Origin of the sequence: Bradyrhizobium sp. DOA1 (assembly GCF_001593325.1) — a bacterium.
In the GTDB taxonomy this organism is placed as follows: Bacteria; Pseudomonadota; Alphaproteobacteria; order Rhizobiales; family Xanthobacteraceae; genus Bradyrhizobium.
In genome coordinates this window covers 3,330,008-3,350,663 of the sequence record NZ_JXJM01000001.1, presented here as the reverse complement: position 1 = coordinate 3,350,663, position 20,656 = coordinate 3,330,008, and the positions used below count along the sequence as shown (strand labels likewise).

The following is a 20,656-nucleotide window of genomic DNA, read 5'->3' as shown; positions in this document are numbered from 1 at the left end:
TCGGCCAAAGTCAATGGAGCGGGCGCGGGAAGACCCTAAAAAACCTGAGGTTTTCGCCCAAATCACGGGCGCGGCTGGGATTTTCGCCTCACCTCCGGGTTCGGCCGGAGGTCGGCCAAGCGGCCGCTAGTGTCCCTCGGGGCCCTGGGCCCGGAAATCACCGGGGGCCATGCCATAGGCGGCGTTGAAGACCCGGTAGTAGGTCGCCAGGCTCTCGAAGCCGCAGGAGGTCGCGATATCAGCGATCAGCCGGTCCGGCGCCTCGCGCATCAGGCGGCGGCTCTGTTTTAGGCGCTCGTCGGTCACGGTCTGCGAGAAGCTCTTCTCAGCGGTCTCGAACAGCATGTGCAGGTGGCGCACCGACACGCCGAGCAGATCGGCGACCATGTTCGGTGCGAGATTGGGGTCTTGCAGGTGACGCGCGATCAGGCGCCGGGCCTGCGTTAGACGGGCGGTCCGCAGTGCGGCCTGTCCCCGCCGGCTGCCGGGCCTCAGGATACCGCGTTCGATCAGCGCCAGATGAGCCAGAGCCTCGACGAGGGAGGCCTGCGAAGCGCTCCCGGCGGCGCCTTCATCGTCCGCGGCAGCTTCGCCGAGATCGGCAAAGCAGGCGCCGAGCAGGGGCGACAGGCCGGCATCGTCGAAGGTCCGTGGGGCAAGCTCGCGCACGCGCTTGTCCTGTCCCGGGATGCTGCTCACCGGAATCTTCAGGATCCGCAAGTGGAAGCCGCCTGCGCCGAGCGGCACGGTGCGGTAGGGCAGGTCCGTATGGCTGGTCGCGAAGCTGCCATTGGCGATCGCAAAATCGCTTGCGCGCATCCCGCCGAACCAGCCGCCGCTGCCGAGCTGCTGGTACACGCAGATGGCATCGCCCGGCGCGTAGGCGATGTCGGATGCGCTGCGCTCGACCGTGTAGGCTGAGGCCTTCAGCTCGACGAGGCCGGCTCCGCCAAGCTGGCGCAGCGAGAACTCGCCGTAGAAATCGGCGCGGCGTTCGTGCTCGAGCTCGGCCGTGACGCCGAACAGGCCCTTGGCGCGGACCTCGCGCCAATAGTCGAAGCGGTCGTGCGGCTCGACCTCGTCGGTGCACCAGCGATACACGGCAGCCCCTTTCAACGGAATGCCCAAGAAAAAGCAGATTCCGCTCGAATCTGCCATAGGCCAATGACGGAATCGGCGGATCAGGAGCCTTGAACCGTCATCGCGCTTGGCCCGACTATCACACAGCGGCAGGGGGTCCCCCGAACGACCTTTCAAGGGAAACCAGCATGGGCCGCTCCACAACGGGAATATGACGATGACGCGTCGGCTTTTCAGAATTCTGGCCGCTCTTGGCCTTGCGGCGGGCCTGAGCGGATTCGCGTTTCCCGCTTACGCCGAAAAGCGCGTCGCGCTCGTCGTCGGCAACAACGACTACAGGAACGTGCCGAAGCTGCTCAAGGCGGTCAACGACGCCCGCACCATGGGCGATACGCTGAAGCAGCTCGGCTTCTCGGTGATGGTCGCCGAGAACCAGAGCCGGCAGCAATTCTCCGAGACGCTGCTCGCCTTCGACAAGGCGATCGAGCCGGGCGACACCGCGTTTTTCTTCTATGCCGGCCACGGATTCGAGATCGCAGGGCAAAACTATCTGCTGCCGACCGACGTGCCGGCGGCGACCGAAGGACAGGAAGAGCTGGTGCGCGACGCCTCGATCCTGGCCGACCGTATCGTCGAGCGTCTCCAGAACAAGAAGGCGCGGACCTCGATCCTGGTGTTCGATGCCTGCCGCAACAATCCGTTCGAGCGCAAGGGCACCCGCGCGGTCGCCGGCGCGGGCGGGCTTGCGCCGATGACGCAACTGCCGGAAGGCGTGTTCTCGGTGTTCTCCGCGGGACCCCGGCAGACCGCGCTCGATCGCCTGTCCAACGACGATGCCAACCCCAATTCCGTGTTCACGCGCACCTTCGCCAAGGAGCTGCTCAAGCCCGGCGAGAACCTCGTGCAGGTGGCGCAGCGCACCCGCCGTGCCGTCAGCGAGCTCGCCGACACCGTGAAGCACAGGCAGGTGCCCGTCTATTTCGACCAGATGGTCGACGACGTGTTCCTCAGCGGCCTTGCCAAGGATGCCATCGCGCGTTCCGACGATCCGCCGCCTACGAAGCTTGCGGCGCTGCCGCCGGTCTCGGTGCCGCAGCTGCCGAAGGAGGAAGCCACCAACGCGCCGATCGCGAGCTTCTCGCGGCACAATGGCGGCTGGAGCGTGGTGTTCTCCTTCGCCGATCCGACGCTCGGTATTTCCTGGCGCATGGCCGGCAAGGGCGATTTCCGCGAGACCGGTTTCATCGACACGCTCGATCCGCGCACGCGCAAGCGGATGCCGAATCCGTCGATCGAGTTGCCGCCGGATGCTTCAGCCGGCACCATCGAGGTCCGCTATGTCGACCAGTCCGGTGATTTGCAAGGGCCGTTCCCGATCAGGTTCGATCCTGAGGCCGCGCTGATCCGCGACCAGCGCAAGATCCTCGACATGACCGCGACGAGCTGGCTGTCGTTCCGCGAATTCAACGGCCTGTTGGTCTACTACACTCATCTCGTGTCCTACCGCTGCGCCATCCGCGAAGTGCGCATCGGCATCGACAGCGCCGTCCCCAACCAGGTGCTGAAGATGCCGCCCTGCGACATGCGTGACCCCAGCGCCGTCAGCGCCGGCATGCCGCTCTACATGAAGCTCGCGCCGAGCACGCAGACCGTCTCGGTGGAGCTGACCTATCGCGACGGCAGCGTCTCCGAGATCAAGAGCTTCCGCAGCGCGAACCGGAGCAATAATTGAGGGGTTTCGTTGCCGTCTGCAGCGTGAGGAGCGGCAAAGGAACAACTCCTCCTGACTTGGATTGTCCACCAAACCAGGGAGACGATCCATGCTTCGCAAATCCATCCTCGTGACGATCGCTTGTGCGGCTCTTTCGACTGCTGCCTTCGCCCAAGGGGGCGGCGGCGGTGGTGGTGGTGGCGCCGGAGGCGGTGGTGGTGCAGGTGCAGGTGCAGGTGCAGCGGCGGGTGCAGGAACGGGGACTGGCGGCGCCAGCGGGGGATCCGCGGCCTCATCGGGGGCCGGAATGGGCACGTCGTCCAGCAGCGCCAATTCCGGGCCCTCGGCTCCCTCGGGAATGGGGGTCCATGGCACGACGACAGGCGCCAACGTGAACACCAATACCGGGCCGAACAATCCGAATGTCCAAGCGCCAACCGCCGCCGGCAAGTCGCCATCAGCTGCGCAAGCCGAGCAAAACATGGGCGTCGGGCGTGCTGCCAATGGGGTGCCGATCGGCAGTCCGGGCTCGGGAACCAGCAACGAGGACCAGAAATAGCCGAATGCGATTGTCACGGAAGGCCCGCGTGAAGCGGGCCTTTCATTTGGCGCCGGTTTGCTGATCCCAACCGGCATTGATTCACCTGCGCCCTGCGAATTGAGACTGCCTTTGACCTGAATCGCGCTAGTATCGGCCGGCATCAATCGATCGATACTCTCAGCGCGGATCGCGTCTGCAGTGACATCTGACCAACAACCAAGCCGGACCAAAGTCCGCTGCTGCATCGTCGGCGGTGGGCCGGCCGGCATGATGCTCGGCTATCTCCTGGGCCGCGCCGGCATCGAGGTTGTTGTGCTGGAGAAGCATGCGGATTTCTTTCGCGACTTCCGCGGCGACACCGTGCATCCCTCTACGCTCGAGGTAATGGACGAGCTCGGCCTGATCGACGGATTCCTGAAGCTGCCGCATCAGCGCCTGCAGAAGATGGACGGACTGTTCGGCGGCACGCCGGTGCGCATCGCGGATCTCCGCCGGCTCCATACCAAATACCCCTTCATCGCCTTCATGCCGCAATGGGATTTCCTGAATTTCCTGCGCGAAGCCGGCCGGCGCTTTGCCTCGCTCGAGGTGATGATGAGCACCGAGGCGGTCGATCTGATCCGCCGCGGCGAGACGATTGCCGGTGTGCGGGCGAAGACGCCTGACGGCATCATCGACATCGAGGCTGATCTCACGATTGCCTGTGACGGCCGCCATTCGACCGTGCGCGAGCGCGCCGGGCTCGCGGTCGAGGAGATCGGCGCGCCCATGGACGTGCTCTGGTTCCGGGCCGGCCGCAGGCCTGACGAGACCGAGAACGTGTTCGCGCGGGTCGAGCCCGGCAAGATGATGATCACCTTCGACCGCGGCGATTACTGGCAATGCGCCTATGTCATCGCCAAGGGGCAGCACGATGCGGTGAAGGCGAGGGGACTTGCCGCTCTGCTCGACGACGTCGTGCGCATGGCACCGGTCCTTCGATCCGGCATCGCGGAGGTGAAGAGCTTTGACGACATCAAGCTGCTCACGGTCGCGATCAACCGCCTGACGCGCTGGACGCGGCCCGGCCTGTTGTGCATCGGCGATGCCGCGCATGCGATGTCGCCGATCGGCGGCGTCGGCGTCAATCTCGCCGTGCAGGACGCGGTCGCGACCGCGAACCTGCTGGCGGACAAGCTGCAGCGCGGCTGCCCCTCGGAGGACGAGCTCGACGCCGTCAGGCGCCGGCGCGAGTTTCCGGTGAAGATGACGCAGCGCATGCAGGTCGTCGTGCAGAATAACATCATCAGCGGCGCCTTGCAGGGCGGCGACCGGCCGTTGAAGGTGCCGCTGATCGTGCGCCTCATCACCGCGCTGCCGTGGCTCCAGGGCATTCCGGCGCGCCTGCTTGCGCTCGGCGTGCGGCCCGAGCACGTCCATTCGAAAGCGGCGTCGTCTTCGTAGGGCAAGTCTCGATAGGGATAACGCCGCGTAAAAGCGTCCGCGATGCGTTGCGCTCCTGCAACAGCACCAAACGATTCACGGCACGGGACGTGCTCATCCGCGGCGTTAACCGTGTTGATTTCAATTTTAGTAAGGGCCGTCTGTGACCGTGCGCCGATCTGAGGACACGGGGTGTACCATGCGTAATAAATTGATTGCCGCCTTCGCCTGCACGACCGCTCTGGTTTCGACCGGCGCTGCTTCCGCCGCCGATCTCGGTGCGCGCTACACGAAGGCACCTGCCTATGTCGAGCCGCTGTTCAACTGGACCGGTTTTTACGTCGGCGGCCATATCGGTGGCGCATGGACCAACGAGCAGTTCATCAACAGCGGCAACAGCGGCGGCTTCGGTGATCTGCTTCCGGGCGAGGGTTATCGTCAGCGCAACTCCGGCATCTTGGGCGGCGCGCAGATCGGCTACAACTGGCAGGCCAACAATTACGTGTTCGGTGTGGAAGGCACGATCTCCGGCCTCGACAACAAGGGCTCGTTCCTGAACACCGCGTTCGGTGCCGGTGACGACGTGTTCTCCTGGCGCGCCAATGTCCTTGCGACCGTCGTCGGCCGCGCCGGCTTCGCCGTTCAGAACAACCTGTTCTACGTCAAGGGCGGCTACGCCGGCGTGAACAACCGTCTCTCCGTCAGCGATACGGTCGGCCCGGCGACGGGCTCGGGCGGTCAGACCCATTGGGCCAACGGCTGGACCGTCGGCGCCGGCTGGGAATACGGCATCACCCGCAACTGGATCGTCGGCCTCGAATACAATTACGCGGCCTTCGCCAGCCAGACCTATCAGCTTGGCGGCACCACGACCAACTACACGTTCGATGCCAAGCCGCGCGATCTTCAGTGGGCCGTCGTGCGCGCGAGCTACAAGTTCGACGCGCCGACTATCGGCCGCTACTGAGCGATCAACGAACGACCAAGCATCTAAAAAAACGGTCACTGCCAAATTCAAAGCCCCGGCTTCCACCGGGGCTTCTTTTTTGCGTGCGGTCTCGTGGTGCGGATCCGGCCTCAGGCCATCACCGAGAAGCCGCCATCGACGGGGATCGCGGTGCCCGTGACGAAGTTCGAGGCGGGCGAGGCGAGGAACACGGCGATGCCGGCGAAGTCGTCGATGTCGCCCCAGCGTCCCGCGGGCGTGCGCGCCAGCACGCGCTCGTGCAGCCCTGACACCTGCTGCCGTGCGCCGCGGGTGAGATCGGTGTCGATCCAGCCCGGCAGGATGGCGTTGACCTGGATGTTGTCGGGCGCCCAGGCGTTGGCGCAGGCGCGGGTGTACTGCACGATGCCGCCCTTGCTCGCGGCATAGGCCGTCGCGAAGCTTGCGCCGAAGATCGACATCATCGAGCCGATATTGATCACCTTGCCGTTGCCCGACGCCTTCAGCGCCGGATAGGCCAGCTTGGAGCACACGAAGGCGCTGGTGAGGTTGGTGTCGATCACCTTGTTCCACTCGTCGAGCTCGAGCTCGTGCGGGGGCTTGCGGATGCTCATGCCGGCATTGTTGATGAGGATGTCGATGCGGCCGAGATCGCTCACGACGCGGTCGATCATGGCTGCGACGGCGGCCTTGTCGGTGACGTCGGTGGTGATGGCAACGGCCTTCACCCCGCGCTGCTTGAGATCGGCGATGGCGGCGGCGGACTTGCTCTCGTTGCGTCCGACCACGGCGATGTCGGCGCCCGCGTCAGCAAGGCCGCGGGCCATGCCGAGTCCAATGCCGCCATTGCCTCCCGTGACGATCGCGACTTTGCCGCGAAGATCGAACCGGCTGGATGTCATGCTTCTATTCCCGGGTTTCTTCTATTGGTTGCTTTGCCAGATCAGCACCAGCCCGAAGCCTGCCATGGCTGCGCCATAGCCGGCCCATTGCAGCTGGTTGACCATGAAGCTCGATCGCGGCCACGGCACAGTGCCCGTGCCCTGTCCGATCCAGAGCAGTCCGACGGCAGTCGCAAGCAGGCCTACCACAAGCAGAAATCTGCGCATGCATTCCTCCCATCGGTCGGCTTCTGTCGCGACGCGGCATCAACGACTGCCGCGGACCCGCGAAGCCTGGCAGCACAGTAACCGTAGGTGCCGTTCGGACACAATGGCGGCGCGCCCGCTCAGGGAGTCAGCGGGGAGGGATTGTGCCTGTTCGGGAGCTCCGCTAGCTCCCATAACGAAAAAGCCCCGGCGATGCCGGGGCTTTGACGTTTGATCTTCAGATCAGATCAGTACTTCGCGACAACCGGGCCGGTCCAATTGAAGCGGTAGACCAGCGAGGTGGAGATCGTCTGGTTCCAGCTGTTGGCCCGGACGCTGTTGATGGTCGGGAGGTCGCCGATATCGAAGCGAATGGGCTCAGACTTGGCATTGTAGAAGGCCGAACGGTACTCGGTCTTCATGAACCAGCCAGGCGAGCTGATGCCGAAGAAGTTCAGGCTGTTCTCGACGCCGCCGCCGATGAACCAGCCGTGACGATCATAACCATTGAGATGCAGACCAACGGGGACGCCAGCCAGGTCGGTGAAGTTGGTGCGGCCGAAGTGGGCGCCGGAGTAACCGCCGTTGACGTAGGTGAGGACGTTCGGGGCGGCGAGCCAGCCGAGCCGGATACCAGCAGCCCACGAGGTTTCAAGCTTCTGGTTGCCCGTGATGTCGATGGTCGGATCCTGGATGGTGGAACGGATGCTGCCGAACTGAGCGTCGCCGAACACACCGGCAACCCAGGTGCCGCTGAACTGCCAGTCGTAACCGGCGCCGACAGTGCCGAACCAGCCGGAGCCACCCTGGCGCTGCGTGATCGTCAGCGGCGTGCCGGTGGCCGTGTCCACGATGCTCTGGTCGGCATTCGAGAGGCCGCCGCCGCCACCGCCGAAGATGTAGAAGCCGGTCCAGTTGGCGACCGGCGCGGGCGCCGGGGCCTTCACGTAGGGGCGGGCGCCAAGGTCAGCGGCCGAGGCCGAACCGGTCATCGCCGCAACGGCGGTCAGAGCGAGCAAAGTCTTCTTCATGTCAAAATCCCCAACCTTGGTCTGTCGTAGCAGCGCGAGCGCACTGAAGTTCGTTTCATCTGATGTCCGGACTATAGCCGGTTCTCGCCGAAATGCTGTTGCAGGGCAGGCACAGTCGCCGGAAAACGCCGGTATGCGGGGATTGGGGTCGCTGCCGCGCAAATTCAAAATAGCTAATATATATCAATATGTTATCAGCTTTATCGCGAAGGTTGTTTTTGGTAACTTCTCGTTAGCAAATTCGGCTTTGCCCGAAATGGAGGCAATCCTGCCTCAGCCGTGCCCCTCCTTTTGCCTCGTGAGTCGCTGGCCGAGTCGCCGTGTACCGGGGGGAATCAATGACATGCGGGCCGATGCATTGGCAGGATCACCGCGCCAGGTCGCCCCGTGCCCGCAAATGAAGAAGCCCCGGCGGTGAGGCGGGGCTCTTGATGACGCGCGGCTGCGTGCACGCGTCAAAGGTCTGGCAGATCAGACGTCCAGCAGCTCCTCGCTGGCAAATTCGGCCTTGTCCGAGATGAAGGCGAACCGAGCCTCGGCCTTGGTGCCCATCAGGCGCTCCACCGAATCCGCCGTCGTATCGCGGTCGTCCGCAAGCAGCACCACCTTGAGCAGCGTCCGCTTGCTCGGATCCATGGTGGTTTCCTTGAGCTGGGCCGGCATCATCTCGCCGAGGCCTTTGAAGCGGTTCACCTCGACCTTGGCGTTGGCGTTGAACGCGCTCTTGATCAGCTCTTCCTTGTGGTTGTCGTCGCGCGCGTAGACCGATTTGGTGCCGTGCGTGAGCTTGTAGAGCGGGGGCACCGCGAGGAAGAGGTGGCCCTCGTCGATCAGCCGCGGCATCTGCCGGTAGAAGAAGGTGATCAGGAGCGAGGCGATGTGAGCGCCGTCGACGTCGGCGTCCGTCATGATGATGATGCGCTGATAGCGCAGATCCTCTTCGCGATAATGCGCAAGCGTGCCGCAGCCGATCGCCTGCACGAGATCGGAGAGCTGGGCGTTGGCAGTCAGCTTGTCCTTGCCGGCGGATGCGACGTTGAGGATCTTGCCGCGCAGCGGCAGCACGGCCTGGGTCTTGCGGTCGCGCGCCTGCTTGGCGCTGCCGCCGGCCGAGTCGCCCTCGACGATGAAGAGCTCGGAGCCTTCCGTGCCCGCGTCGGTGCAATCGGCGAGCTTGCCGGGCAGGCGCAACTTCTTGCCCGCGGTTTTCCGCGCGGTCTCTTTTTCCTGGCGGCGGCGCAGCCGCTCCTCGGCGCGGTCGATCACGAAATCGAGCAGCCGGTTGGCCATGTTCGGATTGCCCGAGAGCCAATGGTCGAACGGATCCTTCATCGCCTGCTCGACGATGCGCTGCGCTTCGGCGGTCGCGAGACGATCCTTGGTCTGGCCCTGGAATTCAGGCTCGCGCACGAACACCGAGAGCATCACGGCCGCGCCCACCATCACGTCCTCGGAGGTGACGGAAGCTGCGCGCTTGCCCTGGCCGACACGTTCGGCATGGTCCTTCAGGCCGCGCAGCAACGCGCTGCGCAAGCCGGATTCATGCGTGCCGCCATCCGGCGTCGGCACGGTGTTGGTGTAGGACGACAGGAAGCCGTCGGCATCCGCGGTCCAGGCCACTGCCCATTCGCAGGCGCCGTGCGCGCCGTTGCGCCCCGACTTGCCCGAGAAGATGTCGGGATGCACCAGCGTGTCGGCATGGATCGCCGCGGCGAGATAGTCCTTGAGGCCGCCGGGGAAGTGGAACGTCGCCTCCACCGGCACGTCCTCGACGCCCTTGAGCAGCTCGGGCGCGCAATTCCAGCGGATCTCGACGCCGCCGAACAGATACGCCTTCGAGCGCGTCATCTTGAACAGGCGCTGCGGCTTGAACGCCGCCTTGGCGCCGAAGATGTCCGTGTCGGGCTTGAAGCGCACGCGCGTGCCGCGGCGGTTGTTGACCTTGCCGAGATCCTCGAGCTTGCCCTTGGGATGGCCGCGCTCGAAGATCATCCGATGCAGCTTCTGGCCACGCGCGACCTCGACCTCGAGACGCGAGGAGAGGGCGTTCACCACGGAGATGCCGACGCCGTGCAGGCCGCCCGAGGTCTCGTAGACCTTGCTGTCGAACTTGCCGCCCGAATGCAGCGTGCACATGATGACTTCGAGCGCCGACTTCTTCGGGAATTTCGGATGCGGATCGATCGGGATGCCGCGGCCGTTATCGGTCACGGTGAGAAAGCCGTCCGCGCTGAGCTCGACGCCGATGAAGGTCGCGTGCCCGGCCAGCGCCTCGTCCATGGAGTTGTCGATGACCTCGGCGAAGAGATGATGCAGCGCCTTCTCGTCGGTGCCGCCGATATACATGCCGGGCCGGCGCCGCACCGGTTCCAGGCCTTCGAGCACCTCGATGTCGGCCGCCGTGTAGTCGGCTTCTCCGCCGCTTCCACGCGCGGCCGTCTTGGCGGCAGGCGCGCGGGACTTCGGCTCGTCGGCGCCGAACAGGTCGTCTTTCGCTTTGGTTTTCAACTGCTTGGACATATATCTTGATGCGCTTTGAGGGCCGCCGCAGCGGCGAATCGGTCAGGGCGACTATGCCACTTCTGGCTTGGAAAGGTTATCGCAGGCGCCGGCGAGCGGCGTGGTTGAGAGCCAATCCCGGCGATTTTACGCCGCAGGCCCGCCAATTCCCGGCAATTTGACGTCTCAGCCCACACAGGGTCGAGCTTTGTGACTTGATGTCACACAAGCCCTTGGCTTACCAGTCCTTTCATCGGGCAGCACCTTGAGACAGGGCGGAAGGCTAATCTGGAATGGAGCAGTACGCGCACGCCCTGGCCGAATTCGTGCGCGCTCACCAGGCTTGGGCGGCGCCGATCGTGTTCCTGCTCGCCTTCGGGGAGTCGCTGGCCTTCATCTCGCTGCTGGTGCCGGCCTGGGGCGCGCTGGTGGGGATCGGCGCATTGATCGGGGCGAGCGGGATCAGCTTTTATCCGGTCTGGATTGCCGGCGGCCTCGGCGCGGCGCTGGGCGATTGGGTCTCCTACTGGTTCGGCTTCCGCTACAAGGAACGGGTCGCCCAGATGTGGCCGCTCTCGCGCTATCCGGACCTGCTGCCGAAGGGCGAGGGGTTCGTGCGGAAGTGGGGCGTGCCCAGCATCTTCATCGGCCGCTTCTTCGGCCCATTGCGCGCCTCGGTGCCGCTTGCGGCCGGCATCTTCGAGATGCCCTATTGGAGCTTTCAGGTCGCCAATTTCGTCTCGGCCCTGGTCTGGTCGGCGGCCCTGCTGCTGTTCGGCGACGTGATCGCGAAGCTGATGGAATGGATCTGGCGCCTGGTGTGACCGAGCGGCAGGGCCGCCCGGTCGGCGCGTCAAGCGCGCCTACAACGAGGCATTCCAGATCGACGAGATCCACCGATAGCCAGAGCCGTCCTTTTCCTTCTCGACGCGAACGAGGCCCGGGAAGGCGGCGTGGAAGGCCTGGATCGGCATCTTCTCGGCAATGGCCATGTCGTAGAGCTTGCGCCGGGTCTGCTGTGCCAGTGGCTTGTCGACGTCCGAGGCGATGTTCCATTCGGGATGCTTGACGAACAGGAAGGCTGCACCCGCGGTGATGTCGACCTGCACCAACACCTTTTCATTGCCTGAGGCGACGATGAAGGAATTGTGGCCCGGCGTGTGGCCGGGGCTCGCAATCGAGGTGATGCCGGGCGCCACCTCCTTGCCGGCTTCGTATTGCGTGACCTTGCGGCCGAGCGCGTCGAACACGCGGCGGATGTTCTTGAAATTGTTCTCGAGGATCGGATTGCCCATCCCCTTGCTCATCTCGCCGTCGTCCATCCAGAACTTCCATTCCACTGCCGGCACCATGATCTCGGCATTGGGAAACGCGGGCTTGTTTTCGGCTGCCAGCAGGCCATTGATGTGGTCGCCGTGGAAATGAGAGATGACGACGGTGTCCACCGCCGCCCGGTCGATGCCGGCCGCCGTAAGGTTGTTCTGGAACTGGCCGACCTTGCCCTTGCTCTGCGTGAATTGGTCGGGCCCCAGACCGGTATCGATGACGACGAGCTTCGGTCCGGTGTTGACGACCACGGGGTTGAACGTATGGGTGACCTTGTCGGTCGGCAGGTGATGTTCGGCGAAGACCTTGTTGATGTCGTCCTTGCTGGCGCCCGCTGCGTAATTGTCGGTCAGATTGACGGTGGCAACGCCGTCGCAGACCACCGTGACCTGATGGGTGCCGACATTGTAGCGATAAAAGCTCGCATTCTGCTTGTCGGCCAAGGGCGCGGCGGCGGCCGCGGGCGAAGTCTTGACGAAAGGCAGGAGCGCCGAGGCGGCGGCGCCGGCTAGCGTTGCGCGACGGGTAATCTCGGTCATGGCGATGTCCTGGGCTGGTTATGACAGGCTTGGACCGGCGGGAGTTGTGGCGCCGGTCTTTCTCTGGAACCCCCATTGCTACTGGAAATTCCGCGGCAGCCCGATGACAACCGTGCGGCACTCTGCCGTCACGAGTGCAGTACTCTGCCGTCGCGCGGTGCGGCATCCTGCCGTCCCGCCGGACCGATTTGCTCTTGACCATGGAACCCCGTGGCCTTATAGCCGCGCGCCATGATCAACGCCGCGACCATTCTGTTCGCCCGTCGCCGCCGCCGCAGCTTAGCGGTTTGGGCGGTCGATCGCGTTTGAGATCATCGTCTTTGCCGCTGGATCCGATCCGCGGCATTCTCTCTCCTGTCAGCGCGATCTGATCCGGCGGCTCCCCCGAGGAGGCCCAGCAGGAGACCACGATGTACACGCCACCCTTTTTCAAGCAGGACCGCGCGGCGAGCCTGAAATTCGCCGAAGAGCGCGGCTTCGGCACCATGTGTGCCTTCGACGGCCAGAAGCCGGTCGCATCCCCGCTGCCGTTCTACCTGACTTACGCCGCTGACGGCACGCCGCAGGCCGCCTTTCATGTCGCCCGTCACAATCCGCTGCTAAAGCTTGCGGGTGGCGATGCGTCCTGGCTGCTCGCGGTCAACGGCCCCGATGCCTATGTGTCGCCGGACTGGTACGTCTCGCCGGACCAGGTTCCGACCTGGCTCTACCAGTCCGTGCATCTCAGCGGCCCGGTGCGGCTCTTGTCGGACGATGAGCTGGCGGTGCAGATCGACACGCTCAGCGACAAGTTCGAGAACTGGCTGTTGCCGAAAAAGCCGTGGACATCGGCCAAGATGACGGCGGGCCGGCTGGAGACGATGAAGAAAGGGATCGTTGGGCTGGTCATGACCGTCGAGGAGGTCGAAGGCAGCTTCAAGCTGAACCAGCACAAGTCGGACGCCGACTATGCAGCGATCGCGAACGCGCTTGGCGGCGGCGATGCCGACGCCAAGCAGATCTCACAATTGATGCGGCAGGCAAGGCCGCAGGTTTTCGCAGACGACACGAACATGCTCGAAGGGAGCGCACCATGAGCCTCGCTGACACCACCAAAGCCCCGACCACCAGCGCGGCCAAGAAGCCCGCGACCGTCTTCGTCGACGGCGGCTCCGGCACCACCGGGCTCGGCATCAACGAGCGGCTGAAGCTCCAGAACGACGTCGTCGTGAAGACGATTGCCGACGACAAGCGCAAGGATCCCGCGGCCAAGAAGGCGCTGATGCAGGAGGTGGATCTCGTCATCCTCTGCCTGCCTGACGATGCCGCGAAGGAAACCGTTGCGCTCGTCGACAGCATGGGCACGGCCGGCCCGAAGGTGCTGGACGCCTCGACTGCCTATCGGGTCGCGCCGGACTGGGCGTACGGCTTTCCCGAGCTGACGGCCGACCAAGCCGAAAAGATCAAGGCCGCGAAGAAGGTCTCCAATCCCGGCTGCTATCCGACCGGCGCGATCGCGCTGTTGCGGCCGATCGTCGATGCCGGTCTGCTGCCGCCTGACCATCCCGTCACCGTCAACGCGGTGAGCGGCTATTCCGGCGGCGGCAAGTCGATGATCGCGAGCTTCGAAGACGGCAGCGCGCCGTCCTTCGAGCTCTACGGCCTCGGCTTCGAGCACAAGCATCTGCCGGAGATGCAGCTCTATTCGAACCTGACGCGGCGGCCGATCTTCATTCCCTCGGTTGGCAACTACCGCCAGGGCATGCTGGTCTCGGTGCCGCTCCAGCTCGACACGTTGCCGGGCAAGCCTGGCGGTGCCGATCTCCAAGCGGCGCTCGCCAAGCGCTACGCCGGCTCGAAATACGTCAAGGTGATGCCGCTCCAGAACGAGGCGGCCAAGGGCGGCCGGCTCGAGCCGGAGGCGCTGAACGAGACCAACATGCTCGAGCTCTACGTCTTCGCCAGCGACAAATATCATCAGGCCTTGCTGGTCGCGCGCCTCGACAATCTCGGCAAGGGCGCCTCGGGCGCAGCCGTGCAGAACATGCGACTGATGCTGGGATTGCCGGAGGAGTAGGGCAGGTTTGTGCCACGGACGCAGCGCAGCGCCACTTAGCGATGCACTGCAGAGCCGGGGCCCAAGGCTGCTGCATCGTATGCGGCGTTCTGGGTCCCGGCTCGCGCTTTGCGCGTCCGGGACACGAACTCAAAACACCCTGAAGATCGCCAGCGCCAGCACGGCCTGGGCGAGGAAGCCGACGGTGAAGGCGAGCGTGCGGAACACCGGGATGCCGATCGCATAGACGATCAGATGCGCGACGCGGGACCAGAAATAGACGGCGCAGGCGAGCACGGTCCATTTCGTGGAATAGTCGATCGCATTCAGGATCAGCACCAGCGGCGCGAAGATCACGAGATTCTCGACCGCATTGTCGTGCGCGAACATCAGGCGGTTGGCCCACTCCGCCTGCGGCTTGTCGCCACGTGAGGGGTTGGCCATGGCGCCGGTGAGGCCGCGAACCTGGCAGCGGTTGATGATGTAGGGGATCCAGAGGATTCCGGTCAGGATCACCGTCAGTGTCAGCCAGAACAATTCGCGCGTCATAGTCCGGTCCCCTCTGTCGTCGCAGCTGCGTTGAGAGCGAGTCTATACAAGAGCGTGTCAGAGTCCGCTATGCGCGAACCCTGACATAGCTGCCTGGCGCGTCCTCGATCGGCGGGAAGGCGTCGTTGCCGACGGCGCGCGCCGGAACCTCTTCAGGATCGAGTTCGCCGAGCCATTGGCGCCAGTCCGGCCACCACGAGCCCTTGTGCTCGACGGCGCCGTTCATCCACTGCGCGACGTTGGCGTCCTTGACGTTGTCGTTGGTCCAGTACTGATACTTGTTCGAGGCCGGCGGATTGACGACGCCGGCGATGTGGCCCGAACCCGACAGCACGTATTTCACCGGACCGCCGAAGAACTGCGAGCCGTATAGCACCGATTCCGCCGGGGCGATGTGATCCTCGCGGGTGGCGAGGTTGTAGACGGGCACCTTGACCTTGGAGAGATCGAGCAGCGTGTTGTCCAGCACCATCGTGCCGGTGGAGAGCCGGTTCTCCAGATAGCAGTTGCGCAGGTAGTAGGAATGGTTCGCGTGGGTCATCCGCGTCGCATCGGAATTCCAGTGCAACAGGTCGAAGGCGCTCGGCTGCTGGCCCTTCAGATAGTTGCTGACGACATAGGACCAGATCAAATCGTTGGAGCGCAGCATGTTGAAGGCCATCGCCATCTTCGAGCCTTCGAGCACGCCGGCCGTCTTCATGTCCTGCTCGAGCGCTGCGATCTGCTCCTCGTCGACGAACACCAGGAGATCGCCGGCATGGGTGAAGTCGACCTGCGCCGCGAAGAACGTCGCAGACGCCACGCGCTGGCGGCGCTTCTCGGCGAGCCAGGCCAGGGTGGTTGCGAGCATCGTGCCGCCGACGCAATAGCCGGCGGTGTGCACCTTCATCTCGCCGGTGATCTTCTCGATCACGTCCATCGCCGTGAGCGGGCCCTGCTTCATGTAGTCTTCCCAGCTCTTGTTGCCGAGCCGCTTGTCGGGATTGACCCATGAGATCACGAACACGGTGATGCCCTGGTCGACGCACCACTTGATGTAGGATTTCTCCGGCTTGAGATCGAGGATGTAGAACTTGTTGATCCATGGCGGCACGATCAGGAGCGGGGTGCGCAGCACCGTCTCCGTGGTCGGCGAATACTGGATCAGCTGCATCATCTCGTTCTGATAGATCACCTTGCCCGGCGTCGTCGCCATGTTGACGCCAACGACGAGATTGTCCGGATTGGACTGGCGGATCTTCAGCATGCCTTTGCCGGCCGCGATGTCCTCGGCCAGCATCGTAAGGCCGCGCGCGAGGTTCTCGCCGCTGGACGCCATCGTCTCGCGCAGCACCTCCGGATTGGTCAGCACGAAGTTCGACGGCGAGAGCGCATTGGTGACCTGCTGCACGTAGAACTCGGCCTTGCGACGCGTGTGCGGATCGAGGCCTTCGGCGTCGCGCACAAGCTCCTGCGCCCATTTGGTCGTGAGCAAATAGAGCTGCAGCACGAAATCGAAGAACTGGTTCGACTTCCATTCCGGATCGGCAAAGCGCTTGTCGCGCGGCGAGGGCGCGATCGCGGGCTCCACGTCCTGGCCGGCCATGCGGCGCACCGCCGAGCCCCAGAGGTCGAGATAGTCCTTGGCGAGCTTGGTCTGCAGATCGGAGGAGCGGGACGCATCCGACAGCCAGTACTCGGCGACCGAGGTGAAGGTCTTGACGATCTCCGTAAGCTCGGCCGGCGGGCGATCCTGCACCTCGCCGCTCTCGCGCGGCTTGAGGTAGGCGGCGAGCGCTTTGCCGCCGCTCTCCATCGCCCGCGCGACATTCATCGCGAAAGCTTCGGCATCGAACTTCGTCTCGAACTTGCTGCCGGATTTGGGCGTGTCGGTTGTGACAGTACTCATGCGCAGAACAGTAACGATTCATTCCGTATTCGTCACCGCGAAGCTCGCATGTTTGGCGTTAAACACTCTCGAAGATGTGTTGCAGTGCGACAAAAATTCCTGGTTCCGTCACAATCGAGCCGCACCGCTCGGCTTGGTGGTGCCGGGCTATTTTGTCGCTCACGCCATTTGGGCAGCAATGGTTTGAGCTTGAGCGCGGTCTTGGGTAAGGTTGCCCGGGGCCGTGCTTTGGGACGAGTAGGGGATTTCCCAAGTGTTGGCGTTATGGGACCTGCAAAAGGCGCTGCCGATCCGCGGCGCGCTCTTGATCACTGCGCTTGTTCTGGGCGGCTGCTCGAGCCAGCTTGCCGACATGACGCCTGGGGATGCGCAGGCGCATCCCCGGGAGCCGGGCAACTATCTGCCCGTGCATGATCTGCCGCCGGATCGCGATCAGGCGGTCATCCCGCCAGATCAGCGCGCCAAGATCGAGGCCGAGCTCGCCGCTGCGCGCGATCGCCAGGCCGTCGCTACCAAGGACGCCAAGTAAGTGTAAGGCGAGTGGGCGCGAGTACGTGTGACGGTGCAAGGTAATCGCTGGCGCCCCCGTCTTGCCGTGCTAAAAGACCTCAGTTCAGCCGAGAGTCAGGGCGAACGACTTCAGTCCTCGTCGTTGAATATTGCTCTAAGTCTTTGAATTTGAGTAAGTTTCACGAAGGAATGAGCGCCTTTCCCGAGCGGCCGTCGTGGCCTGTCGATTCTGTCCTGACCGGTTGCCCGGAGCCCAGAGAGCCATGGAAGATTTTTACCGCATCCGCCGCCTGCCGCCTTACGTGTTCGAACAGGTCAACCGGGCCAAGGCGGCCGCGCGGAATGCCGGCGCCGACATCATCGACCTCGGCATGGGCAATCCGGACCTGCCGGCCCCGCCGCATGTGCTCGAGAAGCTGAAGGAGACACTCGGCAAGCCGCGCACCGATCGCTACTCGGCCTCCCGCGGCATCCCGGGGCTGCGCAGGGCCCAGGCCGCCTATTATGCCCGCCGCTTCGGCGTGAAGCTGAACCCCGACACCGAGGTCGTGGCGACGCTCGGCTCCAAGGAGGGCTTTGCCAATGTGGCGCAGGCCATCACTGCGCCCGGCGATGTCATCCTCTGTCCGAACCCAAGCTATCCGATTCACGCCTTCGGCTTCCTGATGGCAGGCGGTGTGATCCGCTCCGTGCCCTCCGAGCCGACGCCGCAATTCTTCGAGGCGGCGGAGCGGGCGATCATCCATTCGATCCCCAAGCCGCTGGCGCTCGTCGTCTGCTACCCCTCGAACCCGACCGCCTATGTCGCGAGCCTCGATTTCTACAAGGACCTCGTCGCGTTCGCAAAGAAGCACGAGATCCTGATCCTGTCCGATCTCGCCTATGCCGAGGTCTATTTCGACGAGAGCAATCCGCCGCCCTCGGTGCTTCAGGTGCCGGGCGCGATGGACGTCACCGTCGAGTTCACCTCGATGTCGAAGACCTATTCGATGGCGGGCTGGCGCATGGGCTTCGCGGTCGGCAATGAGCGCGTGATCGCGGCGCTCGCCCGCGTCAAATCCTATCTCGATTACGGCGCCTTCACGCCGGTCCAGGTCGCCGCGACCGCGGCGCTGAACGGCCCGGATGATTGCATCAAGGAGATGCGCGACACCTACCGCAAGCGCCGCGACGCGCTGGTGGAATCGTTCGGCCGTGCCGGCTGGGAGATCCCGCCGCCGGAAGCCTCGATGTTCGCCTGGGTGCCGCTGCCGGAAGCCTTCCGCAGCGTCGGCAGCATGCAGTTCGCGACCCTGATGGTGGAGAAGTCCGGCGTCGCGGTCTCGCCCGGCGTCGGCTTCGGCGAGCATGGTGAAGGATATGTCCGTATCGCCATGGTGGAAAACGAGCAACGGATCAGGCAGGCCGCGCGCGGCGTGCGCCGCTTCCTTGAAAGCGGCATCGAAACGTTGCACAACGTCGTTCCGCTCGCCAATCGGCGCTAATTCTCTTCGACGGGTTTTCGAAAAGCATCATGGTTGCACCCCTGAAAGTGGGCATAGCGGGGCTCGGCACCGTGGGTGCCGAAGTCGTCCGTTTGATCCAAACGCAGGCGCGCGTGCTCGCGGGCCGCAGCGGCCGCGGCATCCGCGTCGTCGCCGTCACGGCGCGCTCGAAGGCGAAGAAGCGCGGCGTCGACCTGCGCGGCATCGACTGGGCGAAGGATCCGATGGCGCTTGCGACCCATCCCGAGGTCGATTGCTTCGTCGAGCTGATGGGCGGCGCCGGCGATCCCGCGTTGTCCGCGGTGGACGCCGCGCTCACCGCCGGCAAGTCGGTCGTCACCGCCAACAAGGCGCTGCTCGCCAAGCACGGCCTCAAGCTCGCCAAGGCAGCTGAGAAGAACGGCGGCGCGCTGAATTTCGAGGCAGCCGTCGGCGCCGCGATCCCCGTCATCAAGACGTTGCGCGAAGGTCTTGCCGGGACCGGCATCAACCGCGTCTACGGCATCCTTAACGGCACCTGCAATTACATCCTGACCCGGATGGAGCAGGAGGGGCTGTCCTTCGCCGAATGCCTCAAAGACGCGCAGCGGCTTGGCTATGCCGAGGCCAATCCGTCCTTCGATGTCGACGGCCACGACACCGCGCAGAAACTCGCCATTCTCGCCAGCCTCGCGTTCGGCACGAAAGTTGCTCAAAGCGCGGTGTATGTGGAAGGCATCTCATCCATCGCGCCGGAAGATCTGCGCGCCGCCGACGATCTCGGTTACAGGCTCAAACTGCTCGGCGTTGCGGTTCGCACCGCCAAGGGCATCGAGCAGCGTGTGCACCCGACCATGGTGCCGAAATCCTCCTCGATCGCGCAGGTGATGGGTGTCACCAATGCGGTCACGATCGACGGCGAGGGGATTCCGCCGATCACGCTGGTCGGCCCCGGTGCGGGGGGAGCGGCGACCGCATCCGCTGTGGTCGCCGACATCGCCGACGTCGCGCGCGGCATCCGCGCCAATCCGTTCGGCCGGCCGATCTCGCAGCTGCGCGACACCCAGAAGGCACCGATGGAGCGGCATGAAGGCGGCTACTACATCCGCCTGCTCGCGCGCGACTTCCCCGGCACGGCGGCCGCGATCGCGACGCGGCTTGCCGAGCAGAAGATTTCGATCGAGTCGATCGTGCAGCGTCATCCCAATGGCGGCGCTGCGCCGGCCGACGGCAAGGCGGTCCCCGTGCCCGTCATCCTGATTACCTATGCGACGCACGAGGACGCCGTGCGCCGCGCGCTCGCCGCCGTGCAGAAGGACAAGGTGATCAGCGGACGGCCGCAGGTGATCCGGATCGAGAAGAACTAGAGCATGACCCCGAAAAGTGTTGAGCGGTTTTCCGGAAAGGTCATGCTCAAACCATGATGCGGTTGTTCGTTCGAACGAACACCGGGCGTTGAGAGTTGATGTGGGCAGGATTCCTGTCCAGAACCGTTTCGAAGGAGTGAGCCGATGTCGACCCATATTTCAGTGCCGCCGCAAGCGTTGCTCGAGCGCATCCTCACGCTGGAGATCGTGCGGGTGACGGAGCGGGCGGCGGTGTCGTCGGCGCGGCTGCGTGGTCACGGCAATGAGAAGGCCGCCGACCAGGCCGCCGTGGACGCCATGCGGCGCGAGCTCAACAAGCTGCCGATCCAGGGCACCATCGTGATCGGCGAGGGCGAGCGCGACGAGGCGCCGATGCTCTATATCGGCGAGCAGGTCGGCCTCAAGGCGGGCCCCGAGGTCGATATCGCGGTCGACCCGCTCGAGGGCACCACGCTGTGCGCCAAGAACATGCCGGGCTCGATCGCCACGATGGCGATGGCCGACGGCGGCACGCTGCTGCACGCCCCCGATGTCTACATGCAGAAGCTCGCGATCGGCCCCGGCTATGACAAGGGCGTTGTCGATCTCGATGCCTCGCCCGCCGACAACGTCCGCCGCCTCGCCAAGGCCAAGGGCGTCAAGCCGGAAGGCATCACCGTTC

The 20,656-nt window shown here is 64.5% G+C and carries 19 protein-coding genes; 11 read left to right on the top strand and 8 right to left on the bottom strand.

The annotated features are described in order from the left end of the window. Window positions 1–126: 126 nt before the first annotated feature. Window positions 127–1,101, bottom strand: coding sequence for an AraC family transcriptional regulator (locus tag SE91_RS15905; RefSeq protein ID WP_061851151.1), 975 nt, complete (start codon window positions 1,099–1,101; stop codon window positions 127–129). Between the two features lie 196 nt (window positions 1,102–1,297). Between SE91_RS15905 and SE91_RS15900 the strand changes: the two genes are divergently transcribed. The 4 genes from SE91_RS15900 (at window position 1,298) to SE91_RS15885 (ending at window position 5,721) form a co-directional block, all read left to right on the top strand. After that, complete coding sequence (locus SE91_RS15900; RefSeq protein ID WP_061851150.1) at window positions 1,298–2,812, top strand: caspase family protein; 1,515 nt, start codon at window positions 1,298–1,300, stop codon at window positions 2,810–2,812. Window positions 2,813–2,900: 88 nt separating this feature from the next. Next, window positions 2,901–3,350, top strand: a complete 450-nt coding sequence (locus tag SE91_RS36310; protein ID WP_156489635.1) for a hypothetical protein — start codon at window positions 2,901–2,903, stop codon at window positions 3,348–3,350. 180 nt (window positions 3,351–3,530) lie between these two features. After that, window positions 3,531–4,775, top strand: a complete 1,245-nt coding sequence (locus SE91_RS15890; protein WP_082813732.1) for an FAD-dependent oxidoreductase — start codon at window positions 3,531–3,533, stop codon at window positions 4,773–4,775. A gap of 178 nt (window positions 4,776–4,953) precedes the next feature. Continuing rightward, window positions 4,954–5,721 carry an outer membrane protein gene (locus SE91_RS15885; protein WP_061848232.1) on the top strand — a complete coding sequence of 256 codons (768 nt, stop codon included), beginning with the start codon at window positions 4,954–4,956 and terminating at the stop codon, window positions 5,719–5,721. Between the two features lie 110 nt (window positions 5,722–5,831). Here the strand turns inward: SE91_RS15885 and SE91_RS15880 are convergent, their stop codons facing one another. The 4 genes from SE91_RS15880 to parE form a co-directional block, all read right to left on the bottom strand. Then, window positions 5,832–6,602 (bottom strand): SDR family NAD(P)-dependent oxidoreductase, encoded by a 771-nt coding sequence (locus tag SE91_RS15880; RefSeq protein ID WP_061848231.1) that lies wholly within the window; start codon window positions 6,600–6,602, stop codon window positions 5,832–5,834. 21 nt (window positions 6,603–6,623) lie between these two features. Continuing rightward, a complete protein-coding gene (locus SE91_RS15875) occupies window positions 6,624–6,809 on the bottom strand; it encodes a hypothetical protein (protein ID WP_061848230.1) in 186 nt (61 codons plus the stop codon). Window positions 6,810–7,036: 227 nt separating this feature from the next. After that, complete coding sequence (locus SE91_RS15870) at window positions 7,037–7,819, bottom strand: outer membrane protein (protein ID WP_061848229.1); 783 nt, start codon at window positions 7,817–7,819, stop codon at window positions 7,037–7,039. A gap of 471 nt (window positions 7,820–8,290) precedes the next feature. Further along, window positions 8,291–10,339: a DNA topoisomerase IV subunit B gene (parE, locus tag SE91_RS15865; protein ID WP_061848228.1), complete on the bottom strand. Its 2,049-nt coding sequence runs from the start codon at window positions 10,337–10,339 to the stop codon at window positions 8,291–8,293. A 272-nt stretch (window positions 10,340–10,611) separates the two neighbouring features. On the opposite strand from parE, the gene SE91_RS15860 reads away from it, so the two are divergent. Beyond that, entirely contained in the window at window positions 10,612–11,142 is a 531-nt protein-coding gene (locus tag SE91_RS15860) for a DedA family protein (RefSeq protein ID WP_061848227.1), read from the top strand. A gap of 39 nt (window positions 11,143–11,181) precedes the next feature. On the opposite strand, the gene SE91_RS15855 is transcribed toward SE91_RS15860, so the two are convergent. Next, window positions 11,182–12,183, bottom strand: a complete 1,002-nt coding sequence (locus tag SE91_RS15855) for an MBL fold metallo-hydrolase (RefSeq protein ID WP_061848226.1) — start codon at window positions 12,181–12,183, stop codon at window positions 11,182–11,184. Between the two features lie 410 nt (window positions 12,184–12,593). On the opposite strand from SE91_RS15855, the gene SE91_RS15850 reads away from it, so the two are divergent. Further along, on the top strand, window positions 12,594–13,259 hold the full coding sequence (locus SE91_RS15850; RefSeq protein WP_061848225.1) for an FMN-binding negative transcriptional regulator: 666 nt from the start codon (window positions 12,594–12,596) through the stop codon (window positions 13,257–13,259). Continuing rightward, window positions 13,256–14,239: an N-acetyl-gamma-glutamyl-phosphate reductase gene (gene argC / locus SE91_RS15845; protein WP_061848224.1), complete on the top strand. Its 984-nt coding sequence runs from the start codon at window positions 13,256–13,258 to the stop codon at window positions 14,237–14,239. The genes SE91_RS15850 and argC overlap by 4 nt, the downstream gene beginning before the upstream one ends. 129 nt (window positions 14,240–14,368) lie before the next feature. Here argC and SE91_RS15840 read toward each other — a convergent pair whose 3' ends face one another. Together SE91_RS15840 and SE91_RS15835 are read right to left on the bottom strand one after the other, a co-directional pair. Beyond that, entirely contained in the window at window positions 14,369–14,767 is a 399-nt protein-coding gene (locus SE91_RS15840) for an MAPEG family protein (RefSeq protein ID WP_008558658.1), read from the bottom strand. A gap of 67 nt (window positions 14,768–14,834) precedes the next feature. Then, window positions 14,835–16,655, bottom strand: coding sequence for a PHA/PHB synthase family protein (locus tag SE91_RS15835; RefSeq protein ID WP_061848223.1), 1,821 nt, complete (start codon window positions 16,653–16,655; stop codon window positions 14,835–14,837). Window positions 16,656–16,908: 253 nt separating this feature from the next. Between SE91_RS15835 and SE91_RS15830 the strand changes: the two genes are divergently transcribed. From SE91_RS15830 to SE91_RS15815, 4 genes are all read left to right on the top strand, one after another. After that, window positions 16,909–17,184, top strand: coding sequence for a hypothetical protein (locus SE91_RS15830; RefSeq protein WP_061848222.1), 276 nt, complete (start codon window positions 16,909–16,911; stop codon window positions 17,182–17,184). A gap of 244 nt (window positions 17,185–17,428) precedes the next feature. Next, window positions 17,429–18,649 (top strand): LL-diaminopimelate aminotransferase, encoded by a 1,221-nt coding sequence (locus tag SE91_RS15825; RefSeq protein WP_061848221.1) that lies wholly within the window; start codon window positions 17,429–17,431, stop codon window positions 18,647–18,649. A gap of 29 nt (window positions 18,650–18,678) precedes the next feature. Then, a complete protein-coding gene (locus SE91_RS15820) occupies window positions 18,679–19,995 on the top strand; it encodes a homoserine dehydrogenase (protein ID WP_061848220.1) in 1,317 nt (438 codons plus the stop codon). Window positions 19,996–20,139: 144 nt separating this feature from the next. Beyond that, on the top strand, window positions 20,140–20,656 hold a 517-nt coding region (locus SE91_RS15815), incomplete at its 3' end, for a fructose-bisphosphatase class II (RefSeq protein ID WP_156490008.1).

Excerpts from the sequence above, each read along its gene's own strand:
- SE91_RS15900 (WP_061851150.1), top strand. The coding sequence starts at position 1,298 with ATGACGCGTCGGCTTTTCAGAATTCTGGCCGCTCTTGGCCTTGCGGCG.
- SE91_RS36310 (WP_156489635.1), top strand. The coding sequence starts at position 2,901 with ATGCTTCGCAAATCCATCCTCGTGACGATCGCTTGTGCGGCTCTTTCG.
- SE91_RS15885 (WP_061848232.1), top strand. The coding sequence starts at position 4,954 with ATGCGTAATAAATTGATTGCCGCCTTCGCCTGCACGACCGCTCTGGTT.
- SE91_RS15880 (WP_061848231.1), bottom strand. The coding sequence starts at position 6,602 with ATGACATCCAGCCGGTTCGATCTTCGCGGCAAAGTCGCGATCGTCACG.
- SE91_RS15875 (WP_061848230.1), bottom strand. The coding sequence starts at position 6,809 with ATGCGCAGATTTCTGCTTGTGGTAGGCCTGCTTGCGACTGCCGTCGGA.
- SE91_RS15870 (WP_061848229.1), bottom strand. The coding sequence starts at position 7,819 with ATGAAGAAGACTTTGCTCGCTCTGACCGCCGTTGCGGCGATGACCGGT.
- parE (WP_061848228.1), bottom strand. The coding sequence starts at position 10,339 with ATGTCCAAGCAGTTGAAAACCAAAGCGAAAGACGACCTGTTCGGCGCC.
- SE91_RS15860 (WP_061848227.1), top strand. The coding sequence starts at position 10,612 with ATGGAGCAGTACGCGCACGCCCTGGCCGAATTCGTGCGCGCTCACCAG.
- SE91_RS15855 (WP_061848226.1), bottom strand. The coding sequence starts at position 12,183 with ATGACCGAGATTACCCGTCGCGCAACGCTAGCCGGCGCCGCCGCCTCG.
- SE91_RS15850 (WP_061848225.1), top strand. The coding sequence starts at position 12,594 with ATGTACACGCCACCCTTTTTCAAGCAGGACCGCGCGGCGAGCCTGAAA.
- argC (WP_061848224.1), top strand. The coding sequence starts at position 13,256 with ATGAGCCTCGCTGACACCACCAAAGCCCCGACCACCAGCGCGGCCAAG.
- SE91_RS15840 (WP_008558658.1), bottom strand. The coding sequence starts at position 14,767 with ATGACGCGCGAATTGTTCTGGCTGACACTGACGGTGATCCTGACCGGA.
- SE91_RS15835 (WP_061848223.1), bottom strand. The coding sequence starts at position 16,655 with ATGAGTACTGTCACAACCGACACGCCCAAATCCGGCAGCAAGTTCGAG.
- SE91_RS15825 (WP_061848221.1), top strand. The coding sequence starts at position 17,429 with ATGGAAGATTTTTACCGCATCCGCCGCCTGCCGCCTTACGTGTTCGAA.
- SE91_RS15820 (WP_061848220.1), top strand. The coding sequence starts at position 18,679 with ATGGTTGCACCCCTGAAAGTGGGCATAGCGGGGCTCGGCACCGTGGGT.